General features: G+C 69.1%; 27 protein-coding genes. 3 read left to right on the top strand and 24 right to left on the bottom strand.

Annotation, left to right across the window (positions count from 1 at the left end):
• Positions 1-22 precede the first annotated feature (22 nt).
• The 4 genes from ACMAUO_RS04225 to def form a co-directional block, all read right to left on the bottom strand.
• Positions 23-757 (bottom strand): response regulator, encoded by a 735-nt coding sequence (locus ACMAUO_RS04225; RefSeq protein ID WP_420357197.1) that lies wholly within the window; start codon positions 755-757, stop codon positions 23-25.
• A gap of 85 nt (positions 758-842) precedes the next feature.
• Positions 843-1,310 (bottom strand): MarR family winged helix-turn-helix transcriptional regulator, encoded by a 468-nt coding sequence (locus tag ACMAUO_RS04230; protein WP_420357198.1) that lies wholly within the window; start codon positions 1,308-1,310, stop codon positions 843-845.
• A gap of 68 nt (positions 1,311-1,378) precedes the next feature.
• The gene (locus ACMAUO_RS04235) at positions 1,379-2,041 is read right to left on the bottom strand and encodes a rpsU-divergently transcribed protein (protein WP_420355729.1); all 663 of its coding nucleotides are present in this window, start codon (positions 2,039-2,041) and stop codon (positions 1,379-1,381) included.
• On the bottom strand, positions 2,038-2,568 hold the full coding sequence (def, locus tag ACMAUO_RS04240; RefSeq protein ID WP_420355730.1) for a peptide deformylase: 531 nt from the start codon (positions 2,566-2,568) through the stop codon (positions 2,038-2,040). Before def ends, ACMAUO_RS04235 begins: the two co-directional genes overlap by 4 nt.
• Before the next feature lie 253 nt (positions 2,569-2,821).
• Here def and rpsU point away from each other — a divergent pair, with 253 nt between their 5' ends.
• Entirely contained in the window at positions 2,822-3,025 is a 204-nt protein-coding gene (rpsU, locus tag ACMAUO_RS04245) for a 30S ribosomal protein S21 (RefSeq protein ID WP_010506446.1), read from the top strand.
• An 81-nt stretch (positions 3,026-3,106) separates the two neighbouring features.
• Here the strand turns inward: rpsU and ACMAUO_RS04250 are convergent, their stop codons facing one another.
• From ACMAUO_RS04250 to ispH, 20 genes are all read right to left on the bottom strand, one after another.
• Positions 3,107-5,215: a prolyl oligopeptidase family serine peptidase gene (locus tag ACMAUO_RS04250; RefSeq protein ID WP_420355731.1), complete on the bottom strand. Its 2,109-nt coding sequence runs from the start codon at positions 5,213-5,215 to the stop codon at positions 3,107-3,109.
• Between the two features lie 77 nt (positions 5,216-5,292).
• The gene (gene leuB, locus ACMAUO_RS04255) at positions 5,293-6,405 is read right to left on the bottom strand and encodes a 3-isopropylmalate dehydrogenase (protein WP_420355732.1); all 1,113 of its coding nucleotides are present in this window, start codon (positions 6,403-6,405) and stop codon (positions 5,293-5,295) included.
• Between the two features lie 43 nt (positions 6,406-6,448).
• The gene (gene leuD / locus ACMAUO_RS04260; protein ID WP_420355733.1) at positions 6,449-7,072 is read right to left on the bottom strand and encodes a 3-isopropylmalate dehydratase small subunit; all 624 of its coding nucleotides are present in this window, start codon (positions 7,070-7,072) and stop codon (positions 6,449-6,451) included.
• 3 nt (positions 7,073-7,075) lie between these two features.
• On the bottom strand, positions 7,076-8,479 hold the full coding sequence (gene leuC / locus ACMAUO_RS04265) for a 3-isopropylmalate dehydratase large subunit (protein WP_420355734.1): 1,404 nt from the start codon (positions 8,477-8,479) through the stop codon (positions 7,076-7,078).
• 149 nt (positions 8,480-8,628) lie between these two features.
• Entirely contained in the window at positions 8,629-9,009 is a 381-nt protein-coding gene (rplS, locus tag ACMAUO_RS04270; protein WP_114729415.1) for a 50S ribosomal protein L19, read from the bottom strand.
• A 30-nt stretch (positions 9,010-9,039) separates the two neighbouring features.
• The gene (gene trmD / locus ACMAUO_RS04275) at positions 9,040-9,786 is read right to left on the bottom strand and encodes a tRNA (guanosine(37)-N1)-methyltransferase TrmD (RefSeq protein WP_420355735.1); all 747 of its coding nucleotides are present in this window, start codon (positions 9,784-9,786) and stop codon (positions 9,040-9,042) included.
• Positions 9,783-10,346: a ribosome maturation factor RimM gene (gene rimM / locus ACMAUO_RS04280; protein ID WP_420355736.1), complete on the bottom strand. Its 564-nt coding sequence runs from the start codon at positions 10,344-10,346 to the stop codon at positions 9,783-9,785. The genes trmD and rimM overlap by 4 nt, the downstream gene beginning before the upstream one ends.
• Positions 10,347-10,383: 37 nt before the next feature.
• Positions 10,384-10,734, bottom strand: a complete 351-nt coding sequence (rpsP, locus tag ACMAUO_RS04285; protein ID WP_420355737.1) for a 30S ribosomal protein S16 — start codon at positions 10,732-10,734, stop codon at positions 10,384-10,386.
• A 68-nt stretch (positions 10,735-10,802) separates the two neighbouring features.
• Positions 10,803-12,188, bottom strand: a complete 1,386-nt coding sequence (gene ffh, locus ACMAUO_RS04290) for a signal recognition particle protein (RefSeq protein ID WP_420355738.1) — start codon at positions 12,186-12,188, stop codon at positions 10,803-10,805.
• Positions 12,189-12,401: 213 nt separating this feature from the next.
• Positions 12,402-12,938, bottom strand: coding sequence for a Spy/CpxP family protein refolding chaperone (locus ACMAUO_RS04295; RefSeq protein ID WP_420355739.1), 537 nt, complete (start codon positions 12,936-12,938; stop codon positions 12,402-12,404).
• A gap of 215 nt (positions 12,939-13,153) precedes the next feature.
• Positions 13,154-13,852, bottom strand: coding sequence for a phosphate signaling complex protein PhoU (phoU, locus tag ACMAUO_RS04300; protein ID WP_420355740.1), 699 nt, complete (start codon positions 13,850-13,852; stop codon positions 13,154-13,156).
• 27 nt (positions 13,853-13,879) lie between these two features.
• Positions 13,880-14,653 carry a phosphate ABC transporter ATP-binding protein PstB gene (gene pstB, locus ACMAUO_RS04305; protein ID WP_420355741.1) on the bottom strand — a complete coding sequence of 258 codons (774 nt, stop codon included), beginning with the start codon at positions 14,651-14,653 and terminating at the stop codon, positions 13,880-13,882.
• Positions 14,654-14,684: 31 nt separating this feature from the next.
• Positions 14,685-15,599, bottom strand: a complete 915-nt coding sequence (gene pstA / locus ACMAUO_RS04310) for a phosphate ABC transporter permease PstA (RefSeq protein WP_420355742.1) — start codon at positions 15,597-15,599, stop codon at positions 14,685-14,687.
• A 4-nt stretch (positions 15,600-15,603) separates the two neighbouring features.
• Positions 15,604-16,587, bottom strand: a complete 984-nt coding sequence (gene pstC / locus ACMAUO_RS04315) for a phosphate ABC transporter permease subunit PstC (RefSeq protein WP_420355743.1) — start codon at positions 16,585-16,587, stop codon at positions 15,604-15,606.
• Between the two features lie 132 nt (positions 16,588-16,719).
• Complete coding sequence (locus tag ACMAUO_RS04320; RefSeq protein ID WP_420355744.1) at positions 16,720-17,673, bottom strand: nucleoside hydrolase; 954 nt, start codon at positions 17,671-17,673, stop codon at positions 16,720-16,722.
• A 12-nt stretch (positions 17,674-17,685) separates the two neighbouring features.
• Complete coding sequence (locus ACMAUO_RS04325; RefSeq protein WP_420355745.1) at positions 17,686-18,456, bottom strand: ABC transporter permease; 771 nt, start codon at positions 18,454-18,456, stop codon at positions 17,686-17,688.
• Entirely contained in the window at positions 18,453-19,184 is a 732-nt protein-coding gene (locus ACMAUO_RS04330; protein ID WP_420355746.1) for an ABC transporter ATP-binding protein, read from the bottom strand. The genes ACMAUO_RS04325 and ACMAUO_RS04330 overlap by 4 nt, the downstream gene beginning before the upstream one ends.
• Positions 19,181-19,708, bottom strand: a complete 528-nt coding sequence (gene rnhA / locus ACMAUO_RS04335) for a ribonuclease HI (RefSeq protein WP_420355747.1) — start codon at positions 19,706-19,708, stop codon at positions 19,181-19,183. Before rnhA ends, ACMAUO_RS04330 begins: the two co-directional genes overlap by 4 nt.
• Positions 19,698-20,663 carry a homoserine kinase gene (locus ACMAUO_RS04340; protein WP_420355748.1) on the bottom strand — a complete coding sequence of 322 codons (966 nt, stop codon included), beginning with the start codon at positions 20,661-20,663 and terminating at the stop codon, positions 19,698-19,700. Before ACMAUO_RS04340 ends, rnhA begins: the two co-directional genes overlap by 11 nt.
• 15 nt (positions 20,664-20,678) lie before the next feature.
• Positions 20,679-21,692, bottom strand: coding sequence for a 4-hydroxy-3-methylbut-2-enyl diphosphate reductase (ispH, locus tag ACMAUO_RS04345; RefSeq protein WP_420355749.1), 1,014 nt, complete (start codon positions 21,690-21,692; stop codon positions 20,679-20,681).
• Between the two features lie 231 nt (positions 21,693-21,923).
• On the opposite strand from ispH, the gene ACMAUO_RS04350 reads away from it, so the two are divergent.
• Positions 21,924-22,529: a hypothetical protein gene (locus ACMAUO_RS04350; RefSeq protein ID WP_420355750.1), complete on the top strand. Its 606-nt coding sequence runs from the start codon at positions 21,924-21,926 to the stop codon at positions 22,527-22,529.
• Positions 22,530-22,625: 96 nt separating this feature from the next.
• Positions 22,626-24,569: an OPT family oligopeptide transporter gene (locus tag ACMAUO_RS04355; RefSeq protein ID WP_420355751.1), complete on the top strand. Its 1,944-nt coding sequence runs from the start codon at positions 22,626-22,628 to the stop codon at positions 24,567-24,569.
• Positions 24,570-24,631 lie beyond the last annotated feature (62 nt).

The raw sequence follows: 24,631 nt of genomic DNA on the forward strand, positions 1-24,631 counted from the left end.
ATGGCCCCCTTCCCGTCCGCCGTCACATGCCCGGCTTCAGCACATATCCCTTGCCCCGCACGGTCTGGAGAAAACGCGGCTCGCGCGGGTCGGGCTCGATCCGGCGGCGCAGGCGCGTCACCTGCACGTCCACCGCGCGTTCGCCGATTTCCTCCATGTCCAGCAGGCGGGCGATGTCGTCGCGGGCCAGGATCTCGTTGGGGCGGCGCGCCAGCGCGCTCAGCAACGCGACTTCCCCGCCGGTCAGGTGAACGCTGCCCTCGGGCCCGGACAGCAGGCCGCGCGCCGGGTCGAACTCCAGCCCCCCCAGCCGCACCACCCGCAGATTGTCCGAGGGCGCGGGCGGCGCGAAACGCCGCAGATGCGCCTTCAGCCGCAGCAGCAGTTCCCGCGGCTCGAACGGCTTGCCCAGGTAATCGTCGGCCCCCGCCTCCAGCCCGGTAATCCGGTCCTCGGGCTCGCCGCGCGCGGTCAGCAGCAGGATCGGCAGGTCCTGCCCCTCCTGGCGCAGGGCGCGGGTCAGCGCCAGCCCGTTCTCGCCCGGCATGGTCACGTCCAGCACCATCGCGTCGGGCTGCATGAAGCCCAGCACCTGCCGCGCCTCGGCCGCCGACGACGCCGCGCTGATGCGAAAGCCATGCTCGGTCAGGTAGCGTTGCAGCAGGCGCCGCAGGCGCGGGTCGTCGTCCACCACCAGGATGTGCGCCCCCGCCACCGATCCGTCCCGCACACCGTTGTCTCGCGCGTCTAGTCCCATCATCGTCCGTCCCGGCTCAGAGGCTGTTTGAAAAGCCCCGCGGGCGGCGGCTTCCGCGCACCATCGGAGCTTTCCAAACAGCCTCTCATGCGCCACTACGATGCGCCCGTTCCGCCGCGGCGGCCACGTCCTCAAGCACGCGGCGCGTCCGGTCGTCCATCAATCCCTGCACAACGCGCCGAAAACCATCAATCGCGGCGGCGCCCGCATCGCGGTACACCCCCATCAGCTTCTCGCGCTGCAAATCGAAAAGCTGCCGCTCCACCGCCGTCCCGCTCTCGGTCAGCGACAGCAGGCGCAGCCGGCGATCCCGCCGCCCCACCTCCTGCACCACATAACCCCGTGCCTGGAGGTCGGTCAGCGCACGACCCAGGCTCTGCTTGGTAATGCCCAGCAGGTCGATCAGCGCCCCGACGGCGATGCCGGGATGATGGCCCACAAGCTGCAAGATCCGGTGATGGGCCCGCCCCAGCCCCAGCGATTCCAGCACCGGATCGACCACCCCGCCAAAGTCCCGCCAGGCCAGCATCATCAGTTCCTGCGCCTGCCGCATCTCCTCCTCGCGGAGGAACAGCAGGCCGGCCCCGGCACCCTGCCGCCGGCCCGGCGCCTTCTGTTCGCTCACGCGGCCTGGGCCCGTCCGGGCCGCAAGCGCGCCAGCAGCGCCTGCTTCGCCCGCCCCAGGCGCACCACGCCGGCGAGTCGCCGATCCAGAAAAGCCGCCACCGCCGCGCTGTCATCCCCCCGCGCCAGCCAGAACAGCAGCACCTGCGCATAGATCGTGCCCAGGCTCGCCCGCTTGGTCTGCCGGGTGATCCCGGTCGCATGGTCTCCGGCGGCTTCCCAGATCGCATCCACCGTGCGGGCCATGACCCGCGCCAGCAACCCCGCATGGCCGGGCGCGAGCAGAACCGCCAGCGCCCGGCGCACCGCGTCCCGGTCCGGCGTCACCGCCCCCAGCCGCAGCAAAATGACCGCCCGCACCCGCCGGCCCAGGCGCGGCTCGTCCAGCCCGCGCGCGGCGTCGATCATGATCCGATCGGCCAGGTCGAACCACGCCTCGACCAGTTCGGCGGACCCGCCGGGGAACAGCAGGTCGGCGTCCGGGCCGGCGACCTCGCGCAGCACGTCCATCCCCCATCCGCGCTCGCCCGCCACGGCCCCCAGCCGGCACACCGCCTCGTCGCGCGCCAGGCTGCGTTCCGGCCGCCCCGCCCGGCCGCAGGCGAGCGCGCATCCGGCCAGCCGGGCCGCGAGCCCCGCCACCGCCCCTATCCCGTTCATGTCCGCACTCCGTAGCGCCCGATTTCCTCGTCGAATCCCATCTGGCCCAGATCCTTCATCCGCATCGGATAAAGAATGCCGTCCAGGTGATCGTATTCGTGTTGCAACACGTTAGCCAGAAAACCCGTCGCCACGCCCTCGACCGGCGCACCGTCCCGATCCAGACCCGAATAGGCAACGCGCACATGGCGCGGCACCATGCCGCGCAGGCCGGGAATCGACAGGCAGCCTTCGGGCCGCAACACCATCTCGTCACCGACCGGCCGCAGCACGGGGTTGATCAGCACACTGGCTTCGCGCGGCGGATCGTCCTCCCCCGCGCTGCGCTCGGCCGGAACGCGATAGACGAACAGCCGCAGCGAGACATGCACCTGCGGCGCGGCCAGCCCGGCCCCGCGCGCATCCTCCATCGTCTCGATCATGTCGTCGATCAGCCGGCCGATCTCCGGCGCGGCGGGGTCTGGTACGTCGTCGGCGCGACGCAGCAGCACGGGATGCCCCATCCGGGCGATCTTGAGCAAGGTCACGGTGTCTGTCCTTCATCCTGCCGGCGTGGCCGCCCGGAATCATCCACCCCCGCGCCTGGCGCGCGGCGGGCCTGTAAAATAGTCCGCCCAAAGCCGGCGGGAAACGGGCGGAATGATTTGTATTTCGCGCAAGGCCCATGTTATAGCTCCGCGCCATTCGGGAATCGCATGCAGGGCCGGGCCTTGGGCGGTAACCCATCCATGGTTTTCGTGGTTAACCCCAAGGCAGCCACAAACAGGAGTAAGCGACCAAGTGCAGGTTCTCGTTCGCGACAATAATGTCGACCAGGCTCTCAAGGCACTCAAGAAGAAGATGCAGCGTGAAGGCATCTTCCGTGAGATGAAGCTGCGTCGCCACTACGAAAAGCCCTCCGAGCGCAAGGCGCGCGAGGCTGCCGAGGCCGTGCGCCGCGCCCGCAAGATGGAGCGCAAGCGCCTGGAGCGCGAAGGGTTCTGATCCGCCCTCGGGCGTCGATCCCCGCAAGAAAGCCGGCCTCCCTCGGGAGGCCGGCTTTTTTCATGCCCGGATGCCTCCCCTTCAGCCCCCCGACTTCATGAGGCGGCTCAGATACACCGCCTCCAGCGCCCGCTCGCGCGCGACCTCGCTTGCATTCACCGTCCCGGAATGACCACCCTCGGTATCCTCGTAATACAGGAACGGCACCCCCAGCGTCTGCAACCGCGCCGCGAACAGCCGCGCATGCACCGGCCCCACCCGGTCATCGAGGGTCGAGGTAAAGATGAATGGCTCGGGATAATGCACGCCGGCATGCAGCGCCCGCAGCGGCGAGATCCGCTCCAGGAACGCCCGCTGCTCCGGCACGCCCATGCTGCCATACTCTCCAGCCCACGACGCCCCGGCGGCCATGGTCTCGAAATGCTCCATGTCCAGCAGCGGCACGCCGATGATCACCGCCCCCCACAGATCGGGGTGCTGGGTCAGTTCCACCCCCATCAGCAACCCGCCATTCGAGCGCCCGCGAATCCCCAGATGCGCGGGCACGGTCACCTTCCGGGCAATCAGGTCCCGCGCCACGGCGGCAAAATCGTCGAAGACATGCTGCCGCCCGGTCATCCGCCCGGCCTCATGCCAGGCCGGCCCGAACTCGCCGCCGCCCCGGATATTGGCCACCACATAAACCCCGCCCCGATCCAGCCACAGCCGCCCGGCCACCGGGTCATAATCGGGCAGTGACGAAACCTGGAACCCGCCATAGGCCGTCAGCAGCGTCGGATTACTACCATCGAGGCGCATATCCGCCCGATGCACGATGAAATAGGGAATGCGCGTCCCGTCGGTCGAAGTCGCCCATTCCTGCCCGACCACCAGCCCGGCCGCGTCGAATTGCGGCGGCAGTTCCATAATCTTCCGCGCGCTGCCATCGGTGCTGTCGGCCAGCCAGAGCTGCTGGGGCGTCAGGAAGCCCGAGACCGAGAGAAATGCCCGCCCCGAGCGGCGGTCGGCATCCACGATATGGACCGACATCATGTCGGGCAGCGCCAGCCGCACACCATGCCAGCCGCCGGCCGCATCGGGCCGGTAGACCCAGCCCTGCCCGCGCACCGAGTCGAGCACCGTCATCACCACGCCCGTGCCCGTCACCGCGACCTCGTCGACCGCCTGGCGCGCACCGGGGGTAAACAGCACCTGCACCGGCTTGCGCCCATCCGGATCGACGGCGATGACGCTGCCGGCCGAAATGTTCACGCCGCCCGACACCCAGTCCTGATTGGCCGACAGGATCAACCGCCCGGCCAGCAGGCCATGCAGATCCATCCGCGCCGGCAGATCGAGCGCCCGCACCCCCTGCCCGGTGACCAGGCTGTACCGATCCTCGAAGAACGTGACCGCACGGCGGATCAGCACCAGCCGGTGCCCGTCCCCATCGGACAGCGCCACGGGCGACACCGACACGTCATCGCGCTGGCCGCGCATGACCTCCACGGCCTGGTCCAGCGCCTGCCCCCGGCGCAGGCGACGCACCACGAACGGATAGCCCGAACGGGTCATCGCCCCGCCCGCAACGCCGGCCGCCCCTTCTCCCCAGTCACGCGCCACCAGCAGCGTGTCGCGGTCCTGCCACGCCACATCCTGCTTGGAATGGGGCAGCAGGAAACCGCCGGGCACGAACCCGCCGGAGAGGGGCGCGAATTCCCGCAGGGTTGTCGCGTCCTCGCCCCCTTCCGAAAGCTGGATCAGGCAGGGCGAATCGTCGGGCGCCAGGCAGTCCGCGCCCTGGAACACCCAGTCGCGATGCTCGCGCCGGGCCAGATCGTCGACATCCAGCCGCGTGGTCCATGCCGGCTGCCCCGCCAGGAAGCTCTCCGGCGTGGCGTCGCGCCAGATCCCGCGCGGATGCGCCGCATCCTGCCACAGATTGAAGATCGCCCCGCCGAGAAAGGCCGGCACCGGGATGCGATGCGCGTCCTGACGGATTCGCAGCACCGAATCATGAAACCCGCGATAACGCGGATCGGCCTCCAGCGCCGCGAAGGTGCGCTGGTTCTGCTGGTCCACCCACGACAAGGCGGCCTTGCCGCGCACTTCGGACAAGGCATCGGCGGACGGGGCGGAGGCGGAGGAAGCGACGGCCGGCACGGCGGCCAGCATCGCGAATCCAGCGATAACGATTCGAAACGAGCGCATGATCCGGAGCATTCCAGATGCCCGGGCTCATGGGAAGCCCGGCCGTCCCCTGATCCGGGGAGCGGCCGGGGATGGGATCAGCCGTTCAGCTTGTCCAGTTCACGCACCACGGCCTCGCCCATCACGGACGTGCCGACCTGGGCCATGCCCGGGCTCATGATGTCGGCGGTGCGCAGCCCGCTGGCCAGCACATTGGCCACCGCCTGCTCGATCAGCGCGGCGTCCGCCTCCATCGCGAAGGAATAGCGCAGCAGCATCGCGAACGACAGGATCTGCGCCAGCGGATTGGCAATCCCCTTGCCGGCGATGTCCGGCGCGCTGCCATGGATCGGCTCGTACAGCGCCGGGCGCTTTCCCTCGCCGTCCACCGCCCCCAGCGTGGCCGAAGGCAGCATGCCCAGGCTGCCGGTCAGCATCGACGCCAGGTCGGACAGCAGGTCGCCGAACAGGTTGCCGGTCACGATCACGTCGAACTGGCGCGGATTGCGCACAAGCTGCATCGCGCAATTGTCCGCCAGCATGTGGGTCAGTTCCACATCGGCATAGTCGCGGGCATGCAGATCGGTCACGACCTCCTTCCACAGAAGGCCGCTCTCCATCACGTTGCATTTCTCGACCGAGCAGACGCGGTTGCCGCGCTGGCGCGCCAGGTCGAAGGCCACCCGCGCCACGCGCTCGATCTCGGACGTGGTATAAACTTCGGTATTGATGCCGCGCTTCGTGCCGTCCGGCAGTGTCTCGATGCCACGCGGCGTGCCGAAATAGATGCCGCCCACCGATTCGCGCACGATCATGATGTCCAGCCCGGCCACCACCTCGGGCTTCAGCGTGCTGGCCTCGGCCAGCGCATCGAACACCTTGGCGGGGCGCAGATTGGCGAATAGCCCCAGTTCCTGCCGCAGCTTCAGGATCGCGACCTCGGGCCGCAGGTCGAAACCGACCGACGCCCATTTCGGATCGCCGACCGAGCCGAACAGCACCGCATCCGCCGCGCGGGCGGCCACGATCACCTCGTCACGGATCGGCACGCCATGCACCGCCAGCGACGCGCCGCCGACCAGGTCTTCGGAAATATCGAAGGCGATCCCGCGCGCACGGCCCATCCACGCCACGACGCGCGCGACCTCGTTCATCACCTCGGGGCCGATCCCGTCGCCGGGCAGGACAAGGAGCTTCTTGGTAACGGTCATTTCTCGTTTTCCTGTCGTGACAAATAGGCGGCGCGTGCGGCGGTCAGTCGATGACGATCCGCGTCTGCCAAGGCTGGGCCTGCCCACGCGCGGCTTCAAACGTGCTGATCGCCCCTTCGTGCTGGAGCGTCTGGCCGATATCGTCCAGCCCTTCCAGCAGCAGATGCTTGCGCAGCGGGTCGATCTCGAAGCCGATCTCCTCGCCATCGGGGCGCACCACCACCTGGCGCTCCAGATCGACCGTCAGCCGGCCATTGGCGCCCAGCCGCGCATCGTCCATCAGCGCATCGCAGATCTCGCGCGGCAGACGGATCGGCAGGATGCCGTTCTTGAAGCAGTTATTGAAGAAGATGTCCGCGAAGGACGGCGCGATCACGCAACGAATGCCGAAATCCAGCAGCGCCCACGGCGCATGCTCGCGCGACGAACCACAGCCCAGATTATCATGGGTGATCAGGATGCCCGCCTTACGATACGGCTCCCGGTTCAGCACGAAATCCGGCTTCTCCGACCCGTCCGGATTGTAGCGCATGCCGTCGAACGCATGCACGCCCAGGCCGGAGCGCTTGGTGGTCTTGAGGAACCGCGCCGGGATGATCTTGTCGGTGTCGATATTCGCTTCGGGCAGCGGTGCCGCGATCGCGGTCAGGACGGTGAATTTATCCATGGCTCAGATCAGCTCCCGCACGTCCGTCAGATGTCCCGTCACCGCCGCCGCCGCCGCCATCGCGGGCGAGAGCAGATGGGTGCGCCCACCCGGCCCCTGGCGCCCCTCGAAATTGCGGTTGGAGGTCGAGGCGCAGCGCTGCCCCGGCGTCAGCCGGTCGGGGTTCATGCCCAGGCACATCGAGCACCCGGCCTCGCGCCATTCGAAACCGGCATCGAGAAAGACCCGGTCCAGCCCCTCGCGCTCGGCCTGCGCCTTCACGACGCCCGAACCCGGCACCACCATGGCCCGCACGCCCGGCGCCACATGCCGCCCGGCCACGATCGAAGCCGCCGAGCGCAGATCCTCGATCCGGCTGTTGGTGCAGGAACCGATGAAGACGACATCGACCGGCATCCCGGCAATCTTCTGCCCGGCTTCCAGCCCCATATAGTCGAGCATGCGCTGCATCTGCGCGCGCTTCGCCTCGTCGCTCTCCGCCGCCGGGTCGGGAACCGTGCCGGAAACCGGGATCACCGTCTCGGGGCTGGTGCCCCAGGTCAGGACCGGCGGAATATCCTCGGCCCGCAGTTCCACGATCTTGTCGTAATGGGCGCCCTCGTCGGCCGCCAGCGTCTTCCAGTAGGCCACCGCCTGCTCGAACGCCTCGCCCTGCGGGGCGAAGGGCCGGCCGCGCACATAGTCGAACGTCGTCTCGTCCGGCGCCACCAGCCCGGCACGGGCACCCGCCTCGATCGACATGTTGCAGATCGTCATCCGCCCGGCCATGTCCAGCCCGCGAATGGTCGAGCCGGCGAACTCGATCACATAGCCGGTGCCGCCGGCGGTGCCGATGGTGCCGATGATCGCCAGCATCACGTCCTTGGCGGTCACGCCCGGGCCCAGCGTGCCCTCGACCACCACCTTCATGTTGCGGGCTGGCTTCTGCAACAACGTCTGGGTCGCCATCACATGCTCGACCTCGGACGTGCCGATGCCGAACGCCAGCGCGCCCATGGCGCCGTGGGTCGAGGTATGGCTGTCACCGCAGACGATGGTCATGCCGGGCAGCGAAATCCCCTGCTCCGGCCCCACCACATGCACGATGCCCTGCCGTTCGGACAGAAGCGGAAAATACGGCACGCCGAATTCGCGGACGTTGCGCTCCAGCGTCTCGATCTGGTTGCGGCTTTCCGGCTCCTCGATCGGCAGGGTGCGGTCCGAGGTCGGCACGTTATGGTCCACCACCGCGATGGTGGCATCGGGCCGGCGCAGGCGGCGGCCGCTCAGGCGCAGCCCCTCGAACGCCTGCGGGCTCGTCACCTCATGCACGAGGTGCCGGTCGATATAGAGAATGGCCGTGCCGTCCTCGAGCCGTTCCACGACATGACTGTCCCAGATCTTGTCGAACAGCGTACGTGCGGCCATCGGTCTTCCCCCTTCGGAACGGCATGGCGGGGTACGGCCCCGCCGCCCGCGAAGCCACGCGGACGGCGAAGGAACGAACCCGTGGAATCAGGGCGATGCGCCACCCGCCGGCCGCAGCCGTCGTGGGCGCATCGCGTATCAGATGGTGATCAGGCCGTGGCCGTCACCGTCTCGCGGGCGCGCTCGGCGATACGCGCCGACTTGCCGCGACGGCCGCGCAGGTAATACAGCTTCGCACGACGCACGGCGCCGCGACGCACGACCTTGATCTCGGCGATCGTCGGCGCATAGAGCGGGAACACGCGCTCCACGCCTTCGCCGTTCGAGATCTTGCGCACGGTGAAGTTGCTGTTCAGCCCCTTGTTCGAACGGGCGATCACCACGCCTTCATAGGCCTGGACGCGCTTGCGCTCGCCTTCGACAACGCGGACCGACACGCGGACCGTGTCGCCGGGGCCGAATTCGGGGACCGCGCGCTCGGCGGAGAGGCGGGCAATCTCACCGGCCTCGTACTGCTGGATAATGTTCATGATCGGGTTCCTCGTTTCAAAACAGTCTAATCAGTGCAGCCGGTCGGGATCAGCCGCATGGCTGACCGGATCGGACGTGTCTTGGCCGGTGCGGCGGCGATACGCGGCCCAGAGATCGGGCCGGCGGACCTGGGTCGCCGTCTCGGATTCAGTCTGCCGCCAGCGGGCGATGGCGGCGTGATGACCGGACAGCAGGATGTCGGGCACATCGCGCCCTTCCCAGCTCGCCGGCTTGGTATAATGCGGATATTCCAGCAGCCCGTCGGAGAAGCTCTCCTCCGTGCCGCTGGCGTCCGAGCCCATGACGCCGGGGATCAGCCGAACGCAGGAATCCAGCAGCACCAGGGCCGCCATCTCCCCGCCGGAGAGCACGTAATCGCCGATCGAGACCTGCTCGACGGCGCATGCCTCCAGCACCCGCTCATCCACCCCCTCGTAGCGCCCGCACAGCACCACCACGCCGGGGCCGCCGGTCAGGCGACGGACGTCGTCCTGGCGCAGCGGGCGCCCACGGGGCGTCGGGTAGATCACCGGCCGCCCGGCGGGCGCCACGTCGCGGATCGCGGTGGCCACCACATCCGGACGCATGACCATGCCGGCCCCGCCCCCGAAGGGCGTGTCGTCCACCGTCCGATGCCGCCCCAGGCCGTATTCCCGCAGGTCGCGCAGATCGAGCGACCACAGCCCGTCCTCCAGCGCCCGTCCGGCCAGCGACTGGCCGAGCGGACCGGGAAACATGCCGGGAAACAGCGTCAGGACGGTCGCCTGCCAGGTCATGACGCCTCTCCGACGGCAGGGGAAACCGCCCCGGCCTCCGGCGACAGGTCGCCCTGCACCTCGACCTCGTCCGGCAGAACCGCTTCGATCCGGCCGGCGGCGATGTCGATCACCGGGAAACAGGCCTGGGTAAACGGCAGGATCAGGGGCGCACGCCCCTCCCCACCGATTTCCAGGCTGACCCCGGCGCCGTAATCATGGACGACCAGCAGCCGCCCCAGGGCGTTGCCGCCCTGTTCATGGACAGCCAGGCCGATCAGGTCGGTGAAATAGAATTCGTCCTGATCCGGCTCCGGCAGGCTGGCCCGCGCAACATACAGGCGGCGGTTGACCAGCGCCTGCGCGGCCTCCCGCGAGGCCACGGGCTGGCCCGCCGCGTCGCGCAGTTCGGCAATGCCGTCACCACGCCAGCGCAGGGTCCAGACCTGCCCCCGGTCGTCGGTCAGCGTTCCATAGGACGTCAGGTCTTCCGGCACGGCGGCGTAGCTGTGCACGCGCACCAGCCCCCGCACGCCATGCGGCCGCCCCACCACACCCATCAGGATACGCTCGCGATCCACCGGTTCAGCCCGCCCGTGTCTCTATCCGCCCGCGGGCTCAGGCCGTGGCGGCAGCAGCGGCGGCGGCAGCGGCGGCACGCTCCTGCGCACGCTTCTTCGGCGCGGACTGCTTCGGCTGCTCGGTGTAGACCGGCTTCGCCATCAGGCCGGCATTGCCCAGGAAGCGGGCGACGCGGTCGGTCGGCAGGGCGCCCTGCGACAGCCAGTACGTGATGCGCTCGCTGGTCAGACGGATGCGGTCGGCATGGTCGGAGGGCAGCATCGGGTTATAGGCGCCCACCTTCTCGACGAAACGGCCGTCGCGGGGCGAACGGCTGTCGGCCACCACGATGTGGTAGTAGGGGCGCTTCTTCGCGCCGGCGCGGGCGAGGCGGATCTTCAGGCTCATTGAGGCAATTCTCCGAAATGAAAACGTGCGGAATGCGGTAGAGGGACGAAACGATCGGGTCGATCGCGTCAGCCGAACGGACGGCCGCCGGGCGGTTTCGGCCCCTTGGGCATGAGAGCGGACATCCCCTGGCGCATGAGACCTTTCATGCCCAGCTTGCTGATCCGCTTCATCATCGTGGACATGTCATCGAACTGCTTCAGCAGCCGGTTGACGTCCTGAACAGTGCTGCCCGACCCGGCGGCGATGCGCTTCTTGCGCGACGCCTTGATGATGGCGGGCGTCTTGCGCTCCGCCCGGGTCATGGACGAAATAATGGCCTGGTGCCGCTTCAGGACCGAGGTATCCAGGTCCTTGTCGCCCAGCGCCTGCTTGACCTTGCCCATGCCGGGCAGCATGTCGAGAATCCCCGACAGCGAGCCCATCTTCGCGATCTGGCGGATCTGCGCGGCATAGTCGTCCAGGTCGAACTTGCCCTGCATCATCTTGAGGGCGAGTTTCTCGCTCTCTTCATGGTCCAGGGTGTCGGCGGCCTTTTCCACCAGGCCAGCGATATCGCCCAGGCCCAGGATGCGGCCGGCGACGCGCTCGGGGTGGAACTCCTCCAGCGCGTCCAGCTTCTCGCCCGAACCGGTCAGCTTGATCGGCGCGCCGGTTATGGCCCGCATCGACAGCGCGGCGCCGCCACGGGCATCGCCGTCCATCCGGGTCATGACCACGCCGGTCACACCCACGGCCTCGTTGAAGGCGCGGGCGGTATTGACGGCATCCTGCCCGGTCATCGCATCGACGACCAGCAGGGTTTCGGTCGGCGACGTCTCGGCGCGGATCTCCCGCACCTCGTTCATCAGCGCCTCGTCGATCGACAGGCGGCCAGCGGTGTCGAGGATGACGACGTCGAAACCTTCGCGCCGCCCGGTATCCATGGCCCGCCGGGCGATCTCGACCGGCGTCTGGCCGGGCACGATCGGCAGCGAGGGCACGCCCGCGCGCTCGGCAAGCTGCTGCAACTGCAACTGCGCGGCCGGGCGCTGGGTATCCAGGCTGGCCAGCAGCACCTTCTTGCGCTCGCGGGTCGCCAGCCGCAGGGCGATCTTGCCCGAGGTCGTGGTCTTGCCCGAGCCCTGCAGGCCGACCATCAGGATCGGCACCGGCGGCACGGCATTCAGGTTCAGCGGCACCGCGCCCGCGCCGCCCAGCGCGTCGATCAGCGCATCATTGACGATCTTGGCGACGGCCTGGCCCGGCGAGATGCTGTCCAGCACCTCATGCCCGACGGCACGCTCGCGCACCTTGTTGACGAAATCCTTGACGACCGGCAGGGCCACGTCGGCGTCCAGCATCGCCAGGCGCACTTCGCGCATCGCCTCGGCGACATCGGCCTCGGACAGCGCACCGCGCTTGGCGAGGCCGTCGAACACACCGGAAAGCTTACCTGACAGCGCCTCGAACAAAGGACGTTCACCCCAAAAGATATCGCGCCACTGCGCGAACACTCGCGAGGCGGCGGTCCTGATTTCCGGGGAGGCTTTACGCCCCTCCCCACACGCTGTCAACGATTCCGGCCCGGCGCGTCTTCGCGCCATCCGCGCCGGCCTCCGTTTCCGCGCGCCAGGGCGCGGAAAATGCGCGCCGGCTCACCACCGGCGCGCATTCATGGTCTGGCTTCAGTTCGCGTCGTCATCCTTGGGCGCGCCCTTGCCCGACGGGGGCGGCGGAGGCGGCGCGGTCAGTTCGTCCAACTGGTCGCGCAGCGAACGGATCTTGTCCTCGCGCGCCTTCGCATCGGCAAGCTGCGCCGGGGTCAGGATGTCATGGATCTTGACCGCCACATCCAGCCGGCTGTCGATATTGGCCTGATGCAGGGTTTCGATCTGCTGGGTCAGCGATGTCAGCTTCGCGCGATCGACCGGGCCCGGTGCCAGCAGCAGGTCGCGGATCTGCTCATGCAGCGCGCCTTCCTGCTTCCAGTCCGCCCGCTTGTCCTTGCGCGCGGCCTTCAGGATCGCATGGATCTGCTTGTGCTGCGCGGGCGTCAGCTTCAGCCCGGCCAGCACGTCCATGCCGCCGCGCGGCCCCCAGCCGCCATGCATGCCAGGACCCGGCCCAGGGCCCGGCGGAGGCTGGGGCATATCATGCGCGTGGGCCACGGTCGCCGACAGGCCCGCCATGACCGTCACCGCCAGGATCGTCTTCTTGAACATATGTGCGCCTCTATTTCCGTAACAGGCACGGAGTCTCCCCCGGTCCATCCCCGAAATCTAACCATAGGAAGCAGGTTCGAAATCAGACCTTTATGCTACGAAATGTAAGCATGGCCGCCACCATCAGGCCGCATGCCTGAAGCGCCGCCCCACACGGGTTCCTCCCGGCGATCCGGCGCGCATCTCGCCCCCCTTGCAGCGTCCCGCAGCCGCCGTCAGCGGACGGACGCGCCGCCGCGCGGCCTCTCCGTCGGCAGCATCTCCCCCGTGGCGGCGTAGTAGACCCGCTCGGCGATATTGGTGGCATGATCGCCGATCCGCTCCAGATTCTTGGCGATGAACAGCAGATGGGTGCAGGACCGGATGGTACGCGGGTCCTCCATCATGTAGGTCACCAGCTCGCGGAACATGGCGGTATAAAGCTCGTCCACCGCCGCGTCCGACTGCCAGACCTCGACCGCGCGCGCACTGTCGCGCTGGTCCAGCGCATCGATCGCCCGGCGCAAATTCTCCTGCACCAGCCGCCCCATGCTGCGCAGGGCCCCGGCCGGCACATCGGTCGGCACCGCATCGACCTTGAGCGCACGCTTGGCGACGCTGGCGGCGCAGTCACCGATGCGCTCCAGATCGCCCGAGATCTTCATCGCCGCCACGATCTCGCGCAGGTCGCCCGCCATCGGCGCCCGCAGCGCCAGCAGGCGGATCGCCAGCGTCTCGATATCGCGCTCGATCTGGTCCACCTGCGGGTCGAGCGCCTGCGCCGTGCGGCCGGCCTCGGTGTCGCCCTCGACAACGGCGGCAACCGCCTGCTCGGTCTGCCGGGTGACCAGTCGCCCCATGGCGACCATCATCCCGCGCAACTGCGCAAGCTGCTGCTCGTAGCTGCTGACGGTGTGCGCCTGTTCCTTCACCATGCTGCCTTTTCCCCCTGCCCGCCGAACTCAGCCGAACCGGCCGGTGATGTAATCCTGGGTGCGCCGCTCGCGCGGGGCGGTGAACATGCGGTCGGCACTGTCCACCTCCACCAGTTCGCCCATGTAGAAGAACGCGACCCGATCCGCGCAGCGCGCCGCCTGCTGCATGTTATGCGTCACGATCGCGATCGTGAACTCGCCCTTCAGTTCGTCCAGCAGTTCCTCGATCCGCGCCGTCGAGATCGGGTCCAGCGCGCTGGTCGGCTCGTCGAGCAGAATCACCTCCGGCCGGGTCGCGATCGTCCGCGCGATGCACAGCCGCTGCTGCTGCCCGCCCGACAGCGCCGTCGCCGACGCCCCCAGCCGGTCCTTCACCTCGCCCCACAGCGCCACCCGCCGCAGCACGTCCTCCACTCGCGCGTCCATCTCCGCGCGCGACAGCCGCTCATGCAGCCGCACCCCGAACGCGATGTTCTCGTAGATCGACATCGGAAACGGCGTCGGCTTCTGGAACACCATCCCCACCCGCGCCCGCAGCACGTTCAGGTCGAGGTCCGACGACAGGATGTTCCGCCCGTCGAACAGCACCTCCCCCGTCGCCCGCTGGCCCGGATAGAGGTCATACATCCGGTTCAGCACCCGCAGCAGCGTCGATTTCCCGCAGCCCGACGGCCCGATCATCCCCGTCACCCGCCGCGCCGGGAAATCCATCGTGATGCCCTTCAGCGCGTGGTTCGCCCCATACCAGAAATCCAGCCCCCGCACCGCCAACGCCGCGTCCTGCATCACCGTCCCATCCATAAATCGTATTCCCAACCCGTCAGGTTCAGCGTCAGCGCCCGGAACCGGCCTGCCGGCTCCACAGCCGCACCAGCACGTTCAGCGCCAGCACCCCCGCCGTGATCAGCAGCGCCCCCGTCCAGGCCAACTGCACCCAGTCGTCATAGGCCGAGCCCGCATATTGATAGATCGCCACCGGCAGGCTCGCCATCGGCGCCCCGGGGTCCAGCGACCAGTTCATGTTCCCCAGCGAGGTGAACAGCAGCGGCGCCGTCTCGCCCGACACCCGCGCCACCGCCAGCAGGATGCCCGTCAGCACGCCACCGCGCGCCGCCCGCAGGCACACCTGCAACACCACCCGCCATTTCGGCGCCCCCAGCGCATAGGCCGCCTCGCGCATCGTCAGCGGCACCAGCCGCAGCATGTCCTCCGTCGTCCGCACCACCACCGGCACGAACAGCACCGCCAGCGCGATCGCCCCCGAAAGCCCCGAGAAATGCCCGAACGGCATCACCAGCAGCATATACACGAACAACCCCACCAGGATCGACGGCGCCGACAGCATCATGTCCGACACGAAGCGCACCAGATCCACCACCCGGCCGTCGCGCGCATATTCCGACAGGTAGATCCCCGTCAGCAGCCCCACCGGCGTGCCGATCGCCGCCGCGAAGCCGGTCTGCACCAGGCTGCCCACGATCGCGTTCGCCAGCCCGCCATTGCTCCCCGGCGGCGCCATCGCATGCACCAGCGTGCCCCATGACAGGCCCGGCAGCCCCCGCACCAGCAGCGTCAGCAGGATCGACCCCAGCGCCAGCAGCACGATCGCCGTCGCCGCGATGCTCAGCCCCGTCGCCACCCGGTCCACCAGCCGCCGCCGCAGCGCCAGCCCGCCCGGGCGGTTCCACCCCGCCCCCACGGCCGCACCCGCCGAACCCGCCATCACCGCGCTCCCTGTCCCGTCCATGCGCTCACGCCCCTCCCCGCCGCAGCAGCAGCCGCGAACAGGCCAGCGTCAGGAACGAGATCACCATCAGGATGAACCCCAGCGCCAGCAGCGACGCCAGTTTCAGGCTCCCCGCCGGGCTCTCGGGAAATTCCAGCGCGATCAGCGAGGCAATCGTGTTCCCCGGCGAAAACAGCGACCAGCCGATCCGGTTGGTGTTGCCGATCACGAACGTCACCGCCATCGTCTCGCCCAGCGCCCGCCCCATCCCCAGCATGATCCCGCCGATCAGTGCCGGCCGCGACCAGGGCAGCGTCACGCTGCGCATCACCTCCCACCGCGTCGCCCCCAGCCCATACGCGCTCTCGCGGATCTGCGCCGGCATCGCCACGAACACGTCGCGCATCACCGCGCAGACGAACGGCGTCACCATCACCGCCAGCACCAGCCCCGCCGTCAGCATCCCGGTGCCGTAGGGCGCCCCCTGGAAGAACATGCCGACCCCCGGAATATGCCCCAGATGCACCCGCGCCCACGGCTGCACGTAATGCGCCATCACCGGCACGATCACGAAGAAGCCCCACATCCCGAAGATGATCGACGGCACCGCCGCCAGCAACTGCACCGCCATCCCGATCGGCCCCGCCACCATCGCGGGCGCCATCTCGACCAGCCAGAACGCGATCCCGAACGCCAGCGGCACTGCGAATACCAGCGCCAGCAGCGTCGTCATCACCGAGCCGAATACCGGCGCCGCCGCCCCGAAATGCTGCGTCACCGGGTTCCACGCCGTGCTCCACACAAAGCCCGGCCCAAACGAAGACCACGCCGAAAGCCCGCCCCACGCCAGAACCGCGATCAGACCGCCCATGATCGCCAGGATCAGCCACCCGGAGAGCCGCACCAGCCCCGCGAAGACAGGATCTCCCACGCCGCCTGTCGCACGGGGCAGGACAGGAGAAGACGGGGGCGAAGACTGGGACGAAGACGGGGGCGGTATTTGGTCCATGCGGACTCCGGACAGCAGGGCGCCCCACAGGGAAGCGACGTCAGGATCGGCCGCGCCCGACCGGCGCGAACGCGCGACCATTACTGGAGCGCACCCCCGTCCGGCAACCTTCCATCGCCGCGCGGCGATGCTTTATGGCGATGCGATGCCGAAGCGCGACAGGCGCTCGATCACCAGATCGAAATATCCCTCGGCATCCACCCGGTTGAGCACCAGCGCATTCGGGTGCCGGCCGGTCACGCTCCGCCAGTCGATGACCGTCATGCCCCGCGTCAGCGTGCCCTGGCATTCGATCCCGACATGGGCCAGCCGGCCGCTGAACAGCTCCGGCCGCAGCAGCGCCGCAATCACCGTCGGATCATGCAGCGGGCCGCCATCCGTGCCCCCCTGGCGCGCATCGAAGCGCTTGTTGAAGGTCAGCAGGTGATAGAACGCCTCGGCCAGCGGCGTGCCGATCGCGCGCAGCCGCGCCATCCGTGCCGCCGTCGTCATCGCCCGGTGCGTGCAGTCCAGCGGGATCATGGTAATCGGCACGCCCGAATCGAACACCCGTGCCGCCGCCTCCGGGTCGACATGGATATTATATTCCGCCGCCGGGGTAATGTTCCCGCCCTCGGTCCGCGCCCCGCCCATCAGCACGATCCCATGCAGATGTTCCGCCAGGCGCGGCTCGCGCAGCATCGCCAGGGCGATATTGGTCAGCGGCGCCAGGCAGCACAGCGTCACGCTGTCACGCGGCCGGCCCATCACCAGCTCCACGATCCGGTCGGGGGCGAACCCCTCGGCCGGCGTCAGAGACGGCGGCGGCAGGTCGTAGCCATCGAACCCGGTGGTGCCATGCACATGCTCGGCGGTGCGCAGCGCCCCCACCAGCGGCCCCGCCGCCCCGGCATAGACCGGCACATCGCCCCGCCCGGCCAGTTCCAGCGCCATCAGGGCATTGCGCGTGGTCAGCGCCAGCGGCACGTTGCCCCCCACCGTCGTCAGCGCCAGCACCTCCAGTTCGTCGGGCGAGGCCAGCGCCATGAGGAAAGCGACCGCATCGTCCGGCGAGGGGTCGGTGTCGATGATGATGGCGCGCGCCACGATAGTACTCCTTCAGTCGGACCGATCGTCCGGCACCCAGTACAGCATCCGCGCCAGCGCCCGGTCCACCCCCCACCAGAGCAGCACTGTCATCGACGCCAGCACCAGCAGCGCCGCGAACATCAGGTCGGTCTCGAAGCGGGTATTGGCCGTCTGCATCAGGAAGCCCAGCCCCGACGACGCCCCCACCCATTCCCCCACCACCGCGCCCAGCGGCGCGATTGCGGCGGCCACCCGCAGGCCGGAGGCAAAGGCCGGCAGCGCCGCCGGCAACCGCAGCCGCAGCAGCACCAGCCCCGGCCGCGCATCCATGCTCCGCGCCAGGTCCAGCCATCCCGGCGGCGTGCGGCGCAATCCGTCGAAAAAGGACGAGGTGATGGGAAAGAAGATCACCAGCACCGCCATCACCACCTTGGAGGCGATGCCGAATCCGAACCACAGCACCAGCAGCGGCGCCAGCGCGAAGACCGGCACCGCCTGGCTGAGCAGCACCAGCGGCATCATCCAGCGCCGCACCGGGGCCGAGGCCATCATCAGCAGCGCCAGCGCGCCACCGCCCACCGTGCCCAGCAGCAGCCCCAGCCCGGTTTCCAGCAGCGTCGTCCCCGCCGCGCCGGCCAGCAATCCACGCTGCATCCACAACGCCCGCGCCACCGATCCCGGCGGCGGCAGCAGATAGGGCGGCACCCCGCCCAGCCGGACAATCGCCCACCACAGCAGGCCCAGCCCGCACAGCGTGCCCACCGGCCGACCCAGCCGCGCCGCGATTCGCCCGGCGCTCATGGCCCCGCCATATCCAGCATGCGGCGCAGCAGCACGCCCTGGATATGCAGCACGCCATCGTCATCGGCCGGCCGGGGCACCATCCCTTCCGGAACCGCGATGCCCGCCACGCCCACCGGCTCGCCCGCCATCAGCAGAATCGCCTGCCCCAGCCGGCAGGCTTCCAGCGGATCATGGGTAATCAGCACCACCGTGCGGCCATGCAGCGTCTCGGCCGCCAGATCCTGCATTCGCGCCCGCGTCACGCTGTCCAGCGCCGAAAAGGGCTCGTCCATCAGCACGACCGGACGATCCTCGTACAGGGTCCGGGCCAGCGCCACGCGCTGGCGCATGCCGCCCGACAGTTCGGCCGGCAGCGCCGCCAGCCGGTCGGCCAGCCCCATCCGCCGCAGCAGCGCCGCCGCCCGGTCGCGATCGGGCCGCCGGCCACGCAGCCGGTCGCCCAGCGTCACATTGTCGATCACCCGCGCCCAGGGTTGCAGCAGGTCGCGCTGGCCCATCCAGGCCACCCGGCCCGCCAGCGGCGCGCCGTCATCGGCCGCCACCGTGCCCGCCGCCGGGCGATCCAGCCCCGCGATCACCCGCAGCAGGCTGGTCTTGCCCACGCCGCTGGAGCCCAGCAGCACGGAAAACACCCCGGCCCGCACTGTCAGGTCCAGTCCGGCGAACAGGTCGCATCCGCCATGGGCCACGGCCAGCCCGCGCAGTTCCAGCGCCGGCGCCGTCACCGGCGGCGAACGGGATAGGCCAGCCCCAGCGCGTCCCGCGCCGCCGTGGCCAGCCGGTCGACCCGTTCGTTGTTCTCGTCGCCCGAATGGCCACGCACCCAGCGCCATTCGACCTGGTGGCGCTTGCTGATCTCCAGCAACCGCCGCCACAGATCCATGTTCGCCACCGGGTCGCCCGAGGCATTGCGCCAGTTCCGTCGCACCCAGCCGGTATGCCAGCGGGTGATGCCGTTGCGCACATATTCGCTGTCGGTATGCAGCACCACCACGCAGGGGCGCTTCAGCGCCTCCAGCGCCTCGGCCGCCGCCGTCAGTTCCATGCGGTTGTTGGTGGTCTCGGCCTCGCCCCCCGAAATCTCGCGCTCGGTCCCGCGAAATTTCAGCAGCGCCGCCCAGCCGCCCGGACCCGGGTTGGGCTTGCAGCCCCCATCGGTCCAGATCTCGACCGGCGCGGAGGCATTCGGCGCCTCCAGTTCGAAGGCGGCATCGGCCTCGACCGGCCGCTCGTCGGCTTCAGACGCCATAGACCGACGCATCCCCCGCCGTGCGATGAAAGCGCAGGCGGCGCAGGTAATCGAGCGGGTCCTTGCGCGTCACCATCGCGCCGGCCGGCGTGTTCAGCCAGTCATACAGCCGCGTCAGCAGAAAGCGCATCGCGGCCCCCGCCGCCAGCACCGGCATCGCCTGCCGCTCGGCGGCATCGAGCGGCCGTACCGATTCGTATCCCGCGATCAGCGCCCGTGCCCGCTCGGGCACGAACACGCCATCGGCCGCGAAACACCAGGCATTCAGGCAGATCGCGATGTCGTAGGCCAGGAAATCGGTGCAGGCGAAATAGAAATCGATCAGTCCCGACACCGCGCCGTCGAGAAAGAACACATTGTCGGGGAACAGATCGGCATGGATCTGCCCGCGCGGCAGATCGCCCACGCCCGGCCAGGCCGGCAGAATCGCCCCCAGCGCGGCATCCAGTTCCGCCCCCAGCCCCGGCGATACCGAATCCGCATCCGCCCGGCAGGACTCCAGCAGCGGCCCCCACGCGGCAGGCCCCAGCCCGTTCGCGCGTTCGGCCCTGTAATCCCGGCCCGCCACATGCAGCGCCGCCAGCGCGGCACCCAGCGGCGCGCAATGCGCCACCCGCACGTCGCGCGGCCACACACCGGGCAGGAAGGTCGTAATCGCCGCCGGCCGGCCCGCCAGGGTGCGCAGGGCCTCTCCGTCACGCCCCACCACGGGGCGCGGGCAGGACAGGCCATGATCGGCCAGCGTCCCCATCAGCCCCAGGAACCAGGGCAGATCGTCGGGATTCACCCGGCGCTCATACAGGGTCAGGATAAAATCGCCGTCCGTGGTCCGCAGGACGAAATTGCTGTTCTCGACCCCCTCGGCAATGCCCCGATAGGCCGTGAGTTCACCAATGTCGTAAAGGGACAGGAACGCGCGCAGCGCCCCGTCCGACACATCCGTATAGACAGCCATGCGAACCGGGCCTGATCAGCCCAGCGGTGCCGGCAGGCGGAAGGTCACGTTCTCTTCCTTGACCGTCCGTTCCTCGATTTCCAGCGAGAAATGCTTGGCCAGCGCCGTCACCATTTCCTGCACCAGCGCCTCGGGCGCCGAGGCGCCGGCGGTGATGCCCAGCGTGTTCACCCCGTCCAGCACCGACCAGTCCAGATTGCTCAGGCGCGGCACCAGCAGGGCGCGCGGCGCGCCGGAACGCTCGGCCACCTCGCGCAGGCGCTGGGAATTCGACGAGTTCGGCGAACCGATCACGATCACGAGATCGCAGCCCGGCGCGATCGCCTTCACCGCTTCCTGGCGGTTGGTGGTGGCGTAGCAGATATCCTCGCGCTTCGGCCCCTCGATCAGCGGGAAGCGGCTGCGCAGGATCTCGACGATCTCGGCGGTATCATCGACCGAGAGCGTGGTCTGGGTAATGAAGGCCAGGCGCGCCGGATCGGCCGGCTGGACGGTCCGCGCCTCTTCCGCATCGTTGATCAGCGTCACCGCGCCGGCGGGCAACTGGCCCATCGTGCCCACCACTTCGGGGTGGCCGGCATGGCCGATCATCAGGATATGGCGGCTCTCCGGCCCCCCATCGGCAAAATGCCGCTCGGCCTCGCGATGCACCTTGGAGACCAGCGGGCAGGTCGCATCGAGGTACAGCAGGTTGCGCCGCTCGGCCTCGGCCGGCACCGTCTTGGGCACGCCATGGGCCGAGAACACGACATGCGCGTCGGCCGGCACCTCGTCCAGTTCCTCGACGAAGATGGCGCCCTGGGCTTCCAGTTCCTCGACCACGGTGCGGTTATGCACGATCTCGTGCCGGACATAGACCGGCGCGCCATAGCGGCGGATCGCTTCCTCGACCACGCGGATCGCGCGATCCACCCCGGCGCAGAAGCCGCGCGGCCCCGCCAGCAGAACCTTCAGCGACCGCATGGGCGCCTCGGCCGGGGACGTCGCGACGGGGGCGGAATCGGAGGTCTGAATCATCTGGTCGGGCATGGTGTTCCCCAAACGGCCGGCGAGCGGTATAGGATACGGGCCGGGGGCAGCGACCGGCCGGCCGCGCATCCCGGTGCTGGTCCGGCCCTACGCAAACCGGGGCCGTGGCGCAAGCCATTTTCCTGTAACCCCGGTGCATTTGGACATAGCCGTCCAGCCGGAGCCACACAAGCAGCCCGTCCACATGGCGGCCCCCGCAACCATGACCAAGCACGAGACGCCGGAACCCGCATGATCCCCCGCATGACCATCGCCAGCCCGAGCGGCCTTCGCCGCTTTCGCCCCGCCCATCTCAGCGGCCTGGCGATCCTGCCGCTCGCCATGTCGCTGGCGGCATGCTCCCTGGAGAACCCCGACGGCTTCGCACCGGCCTGCCCGACCATCGAGGTCCCCGGCGCGGCCGCCGACCAGATCGCCTTCACCGGCTCGTCGCACGATATCGGCCACCTGGCCTCGCGGGCGAGCGTCACGCGCGTCACCGGCCAGTGCCACAGGGGGGCAGGCCACCAGTTGATGACCGCCGTCGTCGCGGAGGTCAGCCTGGGGCTGAACGTCACGCGCGGCCCCAGCGTCGGCCGCACGGTGGAGGTCCCGTATTTCATCGCCGTGGTCTATGGCGACGAGATCAAGAACAAGAAGCAGTTCGTCGAGAAGGTGCAGTTCCCGGCCAACGTCACGCAGATGCTGACCCACACCCGCATCGTGCCGATCACGCTGCCGGTCTCCAAGCACGTCACGATCGACGGCTACCGTCTGGAAGTCGGCCTCCAGCTGACGAAAGAGCAGCTGGAATACAACCAGACCCACCTGATCGCCCCCTCCTTCCACCATATGTGATCCGGCACCCGTGCCGTCGGCGCGCGGCAAGGCCCGCGGCCGACGCGCCCACGGCCCCACCGACGGAACAAGCGATACAAGCGACATGAAGACAGCATGACGGACACCGCCCTCGCCCCGACCGCGCCCGCCGCCAGCCAGCGGGAAATGACCCTGCGCGGTTTTATCCTCGGTGCCCTGATCACCATCGTCTTCACCGCCTCCAACGTCTATCTGGGGCTCAAGATCGGCCTCACCGTCGCCTCGTCGATTCCCGCGGCCGTAATCTCCATGTCCGTGCTGCGGGCGATGGGCGGCTCCACGATCCTCGAGAACAACATGGTCCAGACGCAGGCTTCGGCCGCCGGCACGCTGTCGTGCGTGTTCGTCTCGCTGCCCTGCATGATCATGATCGGCTACTGGCAGCATTTCCCCTATCTGGAGACGACGCTGCTCACGCTGGCCGGCGGCATGACCGGCGTGCTGTTCACCGTGCCGCTGCGCCGGGCGATGGTGACCAACAGCGACCTGCCCTACCCCGAAGGCGTGGCTGCGGCCGAAATCCTGAAGGCCGGATCGGAAAGCGGCAGCCCGGAGAGCCTGCGCGCGCTGCTGACCGGCGGCCTGCTCTCGGCGCTGGTCACGTTCGCCACCGGCGGCCTGCGGCTGCTGGCCGACGGCGCGGCGGTCACCACCACCTGGGGCGGCGCCATCTTCCGCGCCTCGACCGGCTTCTCGCTGGCCCTGCTGGGCGCCGGCTACCTGGTCGGGATCGCCGGCGGCCTCGCCATGCTGATCGGCACCTTCATCGCGTGGGATGTCGCGGTCCCGATCCTCAGCGTCCAGCTACCCAATCCCGCCCACCTCGCCGCCGCCGATTTCGCCACGCGGATCTGGACGCAGAAGGTGCGCTTCATGGGCGCGGGCACGATCGCCATCGCCGCCATCTGGACGCTGGCGGTACTGGCCCGCCCGGTCGCGGCGGGCATCCGCGACATGATGCACGCCCACGGTTCCGCCGACGAAGACGGCCGCGACCTCACGCCCCGCACGCTCCTGCTGCTGACGGGCCTGTGCCTGGCCATCCTGTTCGTCCTGTTCGTCAGTTTCCAGTCGCCCTTCGCCCATGGCGGCGCCATCGTCTCGGCCGCGCTGGCGGCGGTGGCGTTCTGCGCGCTGTTCGGCTTCCTGGTCGCCGCCGCGTGCGGCTACATGGCCGGCATCGTCGGCTCGTCCTCCTCGCCGCTGTCGGGGATCGCCATCATCGCCATCGTGCTGGTCGCGTCCTTCATGCTGCTGCTGGAGCCGCTGGGCGTGCTGCCGGCCGAGATGTCGGCCAACGGGCACCATCTGGCCATCGCCTTCGCGCTCTACATCCTCTCGGCCATTGTCGCCTCCTCGGCCATTTCCAACGACAACCTCCAGGATCTCAAGACCGGGCAACTGGTCGGTGCCTCGCCCTGGCGGCAGCAGGTCGCGCTGCTGGTCGGCTGCGTCAGCGGCGCCATCGTCATCCCACCGGTGCTGGAACTGCTCTACCAGGCCTACGGCTTCGTCGGCGCCATGCCCCATGCCAGCATGAACCCCGACCACGCCCTGCCCGCCCCGCAGCCCGCCCTTCTCACCACCATCGCACAGGGCATCTTCCAGCATCAGCTCGACTGGACCATGATCCTGATCGGCATCGCGCTGGGCGTGGTGCTGATCCTGGCCGACCTGCTGCTGCGCCGCGTCGGCGGCGCCATGCCGCCGCTGGCGGTGGGAATCGGGCTGTATCTTCCCCCGGCGGTCAGCGTCACGCTGGCCATCGGCGCCATCATCGGCTGGGTCTGCACCCGCCACGCCAGGCAGAGCGAAGGCGGCGTTTCCACCATGCTCGCCTCCGGCTTCATCGTCGGCGAGAGCCTGACGGGCGTGCTGCTGGCCGGCATCGCCGGCGCCACCGGCCGCGACGACGCGCTGGCCATCCTTCCCGAGACGAGCCCCCTGCCGTCGGCACTGGGATTCCTCGTCTTTGTCGCCATATGTCTATGGTTCGGCCACCGCATCCGCCGTGCCTGACGGGACATGCGCGCTGGCGGCGATCCGGCGCGCGTTTCCTGCGCTTCGGTGCTCATGGCCAT

Source organism: Gluconacetobacter brunescens (genome assembly GCF_048695475.1).
Taxonomy (GTDB): Bacteria; Pseudomonadota; Alphaproteobacteria; order Acetobacterales; family Acetobacteraceae; genus Gluconacetobacter.